The sequence below is a fragment of the Staphylococcus agnetis genome, from assembly GCF_002901865.1.
Classification (GTDB): domain Bacteria; phylum Bacillota; class Bacilli; order Staphylococcales; family Staphylococcaceae; genus Staphylococcus; species Staphylococcus agnetis.
The window spans coordinates 1-10,527 of the sequence record NZ_PPQF01000062.1; the positions used below are offsets into that span (position 1 = coordinate 1).

Consider the following 10,527-nt stretch of genomic DNA (forward strand, 5'->3'; position numbering starts at 1 on the left):
CGATCGAAGACTTAATCAATTTAGTTCATAAGGTGATGCTTGTGAAACAATACTTACTATCTAGTTTTGAATGTATAATCATTCATTTTACGAAGTGACATGTTCGAATGCGAACGTATGCCACGAAGTAAAACATTGTTTGGTGACAATAGCAAAGAGGCCACACCTGTTCCCATGCCGAACACAGAAGTTAAGCTCTTTAGCGCCGATGGTAGTCGGACTTACGTTCCGCGAGAGTAGGACGTTGCCAAGCATAAGATTAATCCACAGTAGCTCAGTGGTAGAGCTATCGGCTGTTAACCGATCGGTCGTAGGTTCGAGTCCTACCTGTGGAGCCATGGCCCCTTGGTCAAGCGGTTAAGACACCGCCCTTTCACGGCGGTAACACGGGTTCGAGTCCCGTAGGGGTCATTCATAGATGGAGAATTAGCTCAGCTGGGAGAGCATCTGCCTTACAAGCAGAGGGTCGGCGGTTCGAACCCGTCATTCTCCACCATTTTATGAAAAGCATATCTGGAGGGGTAGCGAAGTGGCTAAACGCGGCGGACTGTAAATCCGCTCCTTCGGGTTCGGCAGTTCGAATCTGCCCCCCTCCACCATTAATGGGCTATAGCCAAGCGGTAAGGCAACGGACTTTGACTCCGTCACTCGCTGGTTCGAATCCAGCTAGCCCAGCCATAAGAGCCATTAGCTCAGTTGGTAGAGCATCTGACTTTTAATCAGAGGGTCAGAGGTTCGAATCCTCTATGGCTCACTTACTGACCTTATCTTTGGATAAGGTCTTTTTTTATTCTATATTGTTTTAACGGTTAGTGATGAGTCTCGCTGACCGTTTTTTAATGTAGTCAACTGCAATCTACTATAGTGAGTGCATTGTGCACGAACTCCAATCATGATAACTACTATTATTTATTATTTAATAAAAAAGTGATATGTATAAAAAGACGCATTTTTATGCATAAATCATAGTATGTTAAGTAAATGTATCGATAATCATTCATTTTACTTAATATCAATAAATAGAAGGACCTTATAATTCCTATACTGGCGCTTGATTAAGCATATATGAAGCTTTATGATGAGCATAAGGTTGTATGCATCGACATAGGGGATGATGTGATACAATCAATAATTCGAAGGGGTCATTCATATGAATAAAACGATAGAAATTATTGGTGCACCTACGACATTTGGTCAAAAAAAACTAGGTGTCAATTTCGGTCCTGATGCGATTCGATATGCAGGTGCCGTTGCGCGGTTAAAACGTATTGGTCATACTGTCATTGATAGCGGTAATGTTGAAACACCACAAGTAGACTTAGAGAAGTTTCATTCAAAACAACAGGGTTTACAAAATTATGATGAGATCTTGACGTTCTCAGAAACTCTAAAGAATAAAGTCTCTGAGAGTATTGAAAATAATCATTTTCCAGTTATTCTTGGTGGTGACCATTCATTAGCAATTGGTTCAATTTCTGGAGTCAGTGAACATTATAAAGAATTAGGTATTATTTGGTATGATGCACATGGTGATTTAAACCTTCCTGAGGAGTCACCTTCTGGTAATGTCCATGGTATGCCACTTCGTGTATTAGCAGGAGAAGGAGAAGAGGCATTAGTGCAACTTGGAGGATTTGCACCTAAAGTAAAACCTGAAAATATTGTATTAATTGGAATGCGTGATTTAGACTTTGGCGAACGTGAGTATATTAAAAAACATCAAATAAAAACGTACACGATGGCAGAAGTTGATGAAATGGGAATCAAAAAGGTCATTAGTGAAACGATTGATTATTTAAAAGATCGTACTGATGGCGTGCATTTATCTTTAGATGTTGATGCATTAGACCCAGAGGAAACGCCAGGTACTGGGACAAAAGTGTTAGGCGGTCTTACGTATAGAGAAAGTCACTTTGCACTAGAACAACTACAAAAATCAGGTCTTATTACTTCAATGGATCTTGTCGAAGTAAATCCTTTACTAGATGTAGGTAATAAAACGGCAGAACAAGCCGTCGCTTTATTAGGCTCGTTCTTTGGAGAGAGTTTGCTATAGACATATAAAAAGGTGAATTGGAATCATGAGGGGTTAAGCTAACAAGGTTAACCCCTCATGATTTTTATATAGAAATTTGATGGAACATAATATTGGTATATGACAGTGGCTAGTTTGCTTGGTATAATATGGGATATGGGAATAGATTACCGGAGGAGATGCTATGCAAATTTCTAACCTCTTTCAAAACTTAAGTACGCTTGAGGTCATCACTGGTATTCTAGATTTATTAATTGTATGGTATGTCATTTATCTACTTATCACTGTTTTTAAAGGAACGAAAGCAATTCAGTTGTTAAAGGGAATTTTATTTATATTAGTAGGTAAAGGTATCAGTGAATATTTACAGTTAACGACGACTTCAAGACTATTTGATTTAGTCATGCAATGGGGGTTCCTTGCAATTATTGTTATTTTTCAACCTGAGATTAGACGTGCGTTAGAACAACTTGGAAGAGGGAGTTTGTTCAAACGTTATGCGATGACATCTTCAGTAGAAGTGCCTAAGCTTGTTGAATCAGTTTCTAAATCTGTTCAATACATGGCAAAACGACGTATTGGCGCTTTAATTGTTTTTGAAAAAGAGACCGGATTACAAGATTACATAGAAACAGGTATTCCGATGCACTCAGATATTTCACAAGAGTTATTGATTAACGTGTTTATTCCTAATACACCGTTACATGATGGTGCGATGATTATTCAAGGAGATAAAATTGCGACAGCAGCAAGTTATTTACCTTTATCAGATAGTCCTAAAATTGCGAAAAGTTTAGGAACTAGACATCGTGCTGCGGTAGGTATTTCTGAAGTTTCAGATGCTTTTACAGTAATCGTATCTGAAGAAACAGGATCAATCTCTGTCACATTTGATGGGAAATTACGTAAAGATATCTCTATTGAAGCTTTTGAGGAACTTTTAACTGAACATTGGTTTGGATCACATTTTACGAAGAAGGGCGTGAATTAAATGTTTGAATCTAAATGGGGACTACGTTTTTTTGCATTTATCCTCGCGCTATTGCTTTTTCTTTCTGTGAATAATGTGTTTGGTGAATCTTTTAGTACAGATCGTATTTCGAATGATGGTAATAAAACGATAAAAAATGTACCTGTTGAAGTCATTAATAATAATAAAAATTTATACGTATCAGGGGCTCCGGACAGTGTAGATGTTGAATTGAGTGGGCCACAGTCTAAAATTTTGCAAGCCCAAAAAATTGAGGATTATAAAGTGACATTAGATGTTTCAGATGCGAGTCCAGGTGAACATTCGGTTGACTTTCAAGTGCGCGGTTTAGATAAAGATATCAATTATCGTGTCTATCCGAAAGAAGCATCGCTTTCAATTGAAAAGAAAGAAAGTAGAATGATCACAGTTGAACCTAACACAAGTCCATATGCTGTGGATCCGAATTATAAAATTAAAGATGAATCGGTGTCACCTAGAACTGTTAAAGTTGTGGGTGGTAAAGAACAACTTGATAGAATCGCTTTTGCAAAAGCAAGTTACACCAATGATAGTGGCATCTCTGAAAAAACAACTGCTCAAGCAAAAGTAGCTGTATTTGATAAAAATATGAATAAATTAGATGTTCAGATTGTGCCTTCTTCAGTAGATTTGACGGTCGATGTGGAACCCTATCATAAAAAAGTAAAAGTTAAAGTTATACGAAAAGGAAATCAACAAGACGGTACAACGATTTCTGATGTGAGTCTCAATAAAGATACCATAGAAATATATGGCAATCGTAAAGACCTCGAAGACATTGAAGATATCACTGCACATGTGGACGTTAATGGTGTTTCAGAAACGACAAATAGGGAAGTTAAACTAGACTTACCACCTGGTGTAACACATGCAAAACCTTCTACGGTGGAAGCGAATATTAAAGTAAATTAACGATGAGATAAAAGGAGAAATGAAATATGGGTAAATACTTTGGTACAGACGGTGTAAGAGGTGTTGCCAACCAAGAGTTAACTCCAGAACTTGCATTTAAATTAGGACGATATGGAGGTTATGTTTTAGCGCATAATCAACATAAAGACCATCCACGTGTACTTGTTGGTAAAGATACACGTGTATCAGGCGAAATGCTTGAAAATGCATTAATTGCAGGTCTCGTATCAATAGGCGCTGAAGTTATGCGCTTAGGTGTCATTTCGACACCAGGTGTAGCCTATTTAACAAGAGAAATGGGAGCAGAATTAGGTGTTATGATTTCTGCATCTCATAATCCAGTTGCAGATAATGGGATTAAATTTTTTGGCTCCGACGGATTTAAATTATCGGATGATCAAGAAAATGAAATAGAATCACTTTTAGATCAAGATCACCCTGATTTACCAAGACCTACAGGGAATCAAATCGTGCATACTTCAGATTATTTTGAAGGAGCACAAAAGTATTTAAGCTATTTAAAGTCTACTGTAGATGTGAACCTAGAAGGTCTTAAGATTGCACTCGATGGTGCACATGGTTCTACGGCTTCATTAGCACCATTTCTATTTGGTGATTTAGAAGCAGACACTGTTACGATGGGTTGTAACCCAGATGGCTATAATATTAACGATGGTGTAGGTTCCACACATCCTGAAGCTTTAGCTGAAAAAGTGCGTGAGACTGAAGCAGACTTTGGTTTAGCATTTGATGGTGATGGGGACCGTTTAATTGCGGTTGATGAATATGGTAACATTGTTGACGGTGATCAAATCATGTTTATAATTGGTCAAGAAATGGCCAAAAATCATGAATTAAATGATAACATGATTGTTTCTACAGTAATGAGTAACTTAGGCTTTTACAAAGCTTTAGAAAATGAAGGCATTGCCTCTAATAAGACAAAAGTTGGCGACCGTTACGTTGTTGAGGAAATGCGTCGTGGTAATTATAATCTAGGCGGAGAACAGTCTGGTCATATCGTAATGATGGATTACAACACGACTGGTGACGGTCTTTTAACGGGGATACAATTAGCTGCAGTTGTGAAACGTTCAGGTAAATCTTTAAGTGAACTTGCAGCACAAATGAAAAAATATCCACAATCACTCGTCAACGTGCGTGTTTCTGATAAACATGGTGTTGAGCAAAATGCCGATGTTAAAGCAGTCATGCAAGAGGTTGAAAGTGAAATGAATGGTGAAGGTCGTATTTTAGTGCGTCCTTCTGGTACAGAACCACTTGTTCGCGTAATGGTTGAAGCTAAAACAGATGAAGATGCCGAACGTTTTGCTAAGACGATTGCCGATGTAGTTGAAGCGAAAATGGGATTATAACATAAAACCAGTGAACATGACCTTGTTCACTGGTTTTATTTAAAATGTACATTTATTTACCAAATCATTTATTAGGATTGACACTTAATTATTTCTTAAAGGAATTTTAAAAGTAGACCAACAATTATTTGCATTGCATCAAGATTAAAGTGTAAAATAAGTTATATTGTTTAGGAAGGAGGATAGAGGGTACAACAATAAAAGCGCCAGCACAAGTTAATGATTTAACGAAACGCAATATCTTAATAACAGAAGGTAATTGCGGTTAATGACTGACTTGTAGACGAGGAGGATAGTGATCGAATTAGTTCGGCGGATGCTATCCCGGATGTGGCTCATTCGTTAGCTTATTAATTAAATCGAAAAGGTGACTTTTCGGACAAAGTTAATAAGATCGCCAATTACATGCTTTAAAAATAGTAATAGAAAAACGATGCTTTTATTTAATGATTAAGTCTCATCATTAAAGCAGAATGATGACCTTAACCATTGATATGTCTAAGCACCGTTATTTCAATGTGGAGGAAAATAATTATGTGCGGAATTGTAGGTTATATTGGATCGCAAAATGCGAAAGAAATTTTATTACGAGGACTTGAAAAATTAGAATATCGTGGTTACGACTCAGCAGGTATCGCAACACGTGATAGCGAAGGTGTGACGGTAACGAAAGCACAAGGTCGTATCGCAGAATTACGTAAAGAAGCTGAAAAAGCTGGTGACGGAGTAACAGGTATTGGTCATACACGTTGGGCGACACACGGTGTGCCTAGCTATGAAAATTCACATCCACACCAGTCTTCAAGTGAACGTTTTACACTTGTTCATAATGGTGTTATTGAGAATTATGAAGAGTTAAAACAACAATACATTCCTAATGTTGATTTAAAATCAGATACAGATACTGAAGTCATTGTTCAGCTTGTTGAGCATTTTTCTAATGAAGGTTTATCAACTGAAGATGCATTTACGAAAGTAATTAGTTTATTACACGGATCATACGCACTGGGCTTATTAGATAGTGAAGATGCTGACACAATTTATGTGGCTAAAAACAAATCACCTTTACTTGTTGGTATTGGTAATGATTTTAATGTCATTGCTTCAGACGCTTTGGCGATGATTCAAGTCACTAGTGAATATAAAGAATTAAAAGACCAAGAAATCGTACTTGTACAACGTAATCATGTTGTAATTAAAGATTTAGATGGTAATAAAATCGAACGTGAGAGCTATACTGCTGAAATTGATGCCTCAGATGCTGAAAAAGGTGTATACAGCCATTACATGTTGAAAGAAATTCATGAGCAACCAGCTGTAATGCGTCGTATTATCCAAGAGTATCAAGATGAGCAAGGTAACTTGAAAATTGACCCGAAAATCATTAAAGATGTCCAAGCTGCGGACAGAATTTATATTATTGCGGCTGGTACAAGTTATCACGCAGGTTTAGTAGGTAAAGAGTTTATTGAAAAATGGGCAGGCGTACCTACAGAAGTTCATGTTTCATCAGAATTTGTTTATAATATGCCTTTACTATCAGAGAATCCATTATTTATTTATATCTCACAATCTGGAGAAACAGCAGATAGTCGCGCAGTTTTAGTAGAAACGACGAAACTTGGGTATAAATCATTAACGATTACGAATGTTGCAGGTTCAACATTATCTCGCGAAGCTGACCACACGTTATTATTACATGCTGGTCCAGAGATTGCGGTTGCCTCAACAAAAGCGTATACGGCTCAAATCGCTGTATTATCTATTCTTTCTCAAGTTGTTGCGAAAGAACATGGTCGTGAAGCGGATATTGATTTATTACGCGAACTAGCGAAAGTGACTACAGCTATTGAAACTATCGTAGATGACGCACCTAAAATGGAGCAAATTGCGACAGATTTCTTAGAAACAACGCGCAATGCATTCTTCATTGGTCGTACAGTTGACTACAATGTAAGTCTTGAAGGTGCATTAAAATTAAAAGAAATTTCTTACATTCAAGCAGAAGGATTTGCAGGTGGGGAATTAAAACATGGAACGATTGCGTTAATTGAAGATGGTACACCAGTTATCGCATTAGCTACGCAAGAAGGTGTTAACCTATCTATTCGTGGTAATGTAAAAGAGGTTGTAGCACGTGGTGCACATCCATGTATTATTTCAATGGAAGGCCTTGAAAAAGAAGGGGATACGTATGTCATCCCTCGTGTACATGACTTACTTACACCGTTAGTATCTGTTGTAACGTTACAACTTATTTCTTATTATGCGGCATTACACCGTGATTTAGATGTGGATAAACCACGTAATTTAGCAAAATCAGTTACAGTTGAATAATACGCTTTAACCCATGAAGACGGCGTTCAGCCGTCTTTTTTATATGCAAAATGCCATGGATTTTGGTACGATGAGTGTAATATGTTAAATAAGGTGTGATGCCAATGTTAATTTCATTAAATCAAGTTTCGAAAAAAATAGAAGGTCGAGAGATTTTAAAACACATTGACTGGCAAGTGAATCGTGGTGAGCATTGGCTCGTTTATGGACTGAATGGTGCAGGTAAAACAACATTGCTTAACATTATTAACGCGTATGAATTTGCATCGAGTGGGAATGTCAACCTTTTCGGACATCAGCCAGGTGAAGATGGTTATTCGGCACATGAGATTAGAACACAAATGGGCTATATTTCTTGTGAACTTTCGGCAAAATTTGACCCTAATGAGCTCGTACGGGATGTGGTTCTTAGTGGTATACCACAAACAATAGGTTTATACTTTACACCAACTCAAGATCAAATGACTATAGCGAAACGTCTCTTAGAACAACTTAATATTTCAGAGTTTGAAACACAACCACTTGGGAAACTTTCCTCAGGTGAACAACAACGTGTGTTGTTGGCGCGCGCAATCATTAACCAGCCCAAAGTTTTAGTGTTAGATGAACCTACAAATGGGCTTGATTTTGTTGGGCGTGAACAATTTATAGATACATTAAAGCGTATGTTTTACCATTATCCAGAAACAGCAATGATTTATGTCACACATTTTATTGAAGAAATATCTTCAAATGTTTCACATGCGTTATTGTTAAAAGAAGGTGAAATCCATGCTAAAGGTGACATTGATGATGTCATAAATGGCCATCACCTTTCAAAACTATTCAATATGCCGGTGAAAGTATATCATCACCATCAACGTTATCAAATTGTACGTTTATAATGTTTTGGATGGATAACATTGATTCGTTTAACTAAACATGACACAATATAGATAACATCGGATTGAAAGGAAAGTATGTATGAAAAAGGTTAAAGCTATATTTTTAGACATGGATGGCACGCTTTTACATGAAAATAATCGTGCTAGTAAAACTACTGCTGACGTGATTTCAAAACTTCGGGGAGCGGGGTATCGTGTGTTTCTAGCCACGGGACGTGCGTATGAAGAAATTCATATGTTAATACCTGAAGGCTTAAAATTTGATGGTATTATTTCATCTAATGGCACACTTGGACATATCAATGACAAAGTGTTATTTGAACATGATTTGAGTGAAGCGGCAGTTAAATCTATTGTAGATGTCGCTAAGAAAGCTGGAATTTATTATGAAGTGTTTCCATTTAATGAACCACGTTTTGCGCTTACTGAAGATCAGACTTGGATGTTAAACATGGTTCAAGGTGAAAAGCCACAGCAAGTTGCGGAAAGTGAATGGTTGTCACGTCATGAAGCCATAAAAGGCAAGTTAACATGGAGGCATGAGATACCACAAGGATTAGCATACTCGAAAATTTATCTTTTTCATCCCGAGCTTCAAACGATTGAAGCGTTTAGAAACGAAATGTATCAACAACAAGATAGGCTTAAAATAGAAGTATCGAATTCGACACATAATAATGTTGAGACGATGAAATATGGCATTAATAAGGGTACGGGAATTAAAGAAATGTGTGAGCATTACAATATCGACATTGGGCATACGTTGGTAATGGGAGATAGTGATAATGATCGTACAATGTTTGAAGTGGGAGCTTATACTGTAGCAATGAAGAATGCGAAACCTCACATTAAATCCCTGACACAATATGAAACAGAATTTGATAACAATGAGGATGGCGCCGCATTGTTTCTAGAAAAATATTTATTATAATTGAATAGACGAATCATCATTAAATAAGCCTTCAATATTCATATGATCTGAATATTGAAGGCTGTTACATTTAGTTTATGCTTCTTTTTTACCAAAATTCATAAAATATTGGACTGCAGTACCTGCAATGACAAAGTAGAATATGAAGCGTATTAAAGCAAAAATGATTGAAATAACGCCTTTTACGAATTGAATCATGTCATATGATAATTGTTCAATTAAAAAGCGTTGTAAGATTTGTGTAGGGATAGATAAAAGTAATACCAGTAAATTAATGATTATAATTCCGATAAAGAATTTAAGAAATGTCTTTTGCTTATTTAAAATAGTCTTCCAACCTAATTTAATAATTTCACCAATTTTGCGTTGAGGGTCTTCAACAAAAGCAGTCGTCATATTAATGATGAAGATAAATCCAAACAAAGGTACAATACTTAAAAGAAGTGAAATAATTAATTTAACAATCATAATTAACGTAAAATTAGGGTCAGATATATCAAGTGTAGATATAATCTTTTCAGTGATTATATTTAACAACTGTTCAAATAAACCATTTGCCACAATGATTAGGAAAATGGTTAAAAGTACAAAAACTCCTATTATAACAGCTTTTAACCATCTTCCACCAGTGAATGTTTTAAAAATATCCGTGATTTTAAGGCGTTTTTCTGATTGTAAAACGTTGTAAAAGGTACGGATTGACCCAGTTAAAAGTGGATACATTAAAAAGATGAAGAGTAAGCTTCCAAGTACTATGAATGCGATAACAAGAAAAATGATACTATTAATATCTATTTGACCCATCATTGCGGACATATAGAAGCTTTGCAATAAAACTAAAAATGGGACCACTATCAAAGATGCAATTAATGCAAGTATAATAAAGTTTACAAAATTAGCTAATAAAAGTGTTCCTCTTTGAGATTTAGAATTGTGCCAGAATTTTTTTGTGAATGTAAACAACGTATAGCACTCCTTTCAATACTTTACACAATATCAAAATATATTGATTTTGAAAATCAATACGGTATGTATAGTTT

General features: G+C 36.3%; 8 protein-coding genes, 6 tRNA genes and 1 rRNA gene. 14 read left to right on the plus strand and 1 reads right to left on the minus strand.

From position 1 onward, the window contains the following. Positions 1-138 precede the first annotated feature (138 nt). The 14 genes from rrf (at position 139) to CD172_RS09595 (ending at position 9,487) form a co-directional block, all read left to right on the plus strand. A 5S ribosomal RNA gene (gene rrf, locus CD172_RS09530) occupies positions 139-253 on the plus strand. A 10-nt stretch (positions 254-263) separates the two neighbouring features. Beyond that, a tRNA-Asn gene (locus CD172_RS09535) sits at positions 264-338 on the plus strand. A 1-nt stretch (position 339) separates the two neighbouring features. Then, positions 340-411: transfer RNA gene (locus CD172_RS09540), tRNA-Glu, on the plus strand. A gap of 9 nt (positions 412-420) precedes the next feature. After that, positions 421-496 (plus strand) — tRNA-Val (locus CD172_RS09545). A 19-nt stretch (positions 497-515) separates the two neighbouring features. Further along, a tRNA-Tyr gene (locus tag CD172_RS09550) sits at positions 516-599 on the plus strand. A gap of 4 nt (positions 600-603) precedes the next feature. After that, a tRNA-Gln gene (locus CD172_RS09555) sits at positions 604-678 on the plus strand. A 3-nt stretch (positions 679-681) separates the two neighbouring features. Then, positions 682-754 (plus strand) — tRNA-Lys (locus CD172_RS09560). Positions 755-1,150: 396 nt separating this feature from the next. Further along, positions 1,151-2,056, plus strand: a complete 906-nt coding sequence (gene rocF, locus CD172_RS09565) for an arginase (protein ID WP_103346209.1) — start codon at positions 1,151-1,153, stop codon at positions 2,054-2,056. A gap of 163 nt (positions 2,057-2,219) precedes the next feature. After that, complete coding sequence (cdaA, locus tag CD172_RS09570; protein WP_037568037.1) at positions 2,220-3,026, plus strand: diadenylate cyclase CdaA; 807 nt, start codon at positions 2,220-2,222, stop codon at positions 3,024-3,026. Beyond that, complete coding sequence (locus CD172_RS09575; RefSeq protein WP_103346210.1) at positions 3,027-3,959, plus strand: CdaR family protein; 933 nt, start codon at positions 3,027-3,029, stop codon at positions 3,957-3,959. It abuts the gene before it with no gap. Between the two features lie 26 nt (positions 3,960-3,985). Further along, positions 3,986-5,335: a phosphoglucosamine mutase gene (glmM, locus tag CD172_RS09580; protein WP_060551570.1), complete on the plus strand. Its 1,350-nt coding sequence runs from the start codon at positions 3,986-3,988 to the stop codon at positions 5,333-5,335. 534 nt (positions 5,336-5,869) lie between these two features. After that, the gene (gene glmS, locus CD172_RS09585; RefSeq protein ID WP_103346211.1) at positions 5,870-7,672 is read left to right on the plus strand and encodes a glutamine--fructose-6-phosphate transaminase (isomerizing); all 1,803 of its coding nucleotides are present in this window, start codon (positions 5,870-5,872) and stop codon (positions 7,670-7,672) included. A 104-nt stretch (positions 7,673-7,776) separates the two neighbouring features. Then, a complete protein-coding gene (locus tag CD172_RS09590) occupies positions 7,777-8,556 on the plus strand; it encodes an ABC transporter ATP-binding protein (protein ID WP_103346212.1) in 780 nt (259 codons plus the stop codon). Between the two features lie 79 nt (positions 8,557-8,635). After that, on the plus strand, positions 8,636-9,487 hold the full coding sequence (locus tag CD172_RS09595; RefSeq protein WP_103346213.1) for an HAD family hydrolase: 852 nt from the start codon (positions 8,636-8,638) through the stop codon (positions 9,485-9,487). A 75-nt stretch (positions 9,488-9,562) separates the two neighbouring features. On the opposite strand, the gene CD172_RS09600 is transcribed toward CD172_RS09595, so the two are convergent. Beyond that, positions 9,563-10,450: a hypothetical protein gene (locus CD172_RS09600; RefSeq protein WP_103346214.1), complete on the minus strand. Its 888-nt coding sequence runs from the start codon at positions 10,448-10,450 to the stop codon at positions 9,563-9,565. Positions 10,451-10,527: the final 77 nt, after the last annotated feature.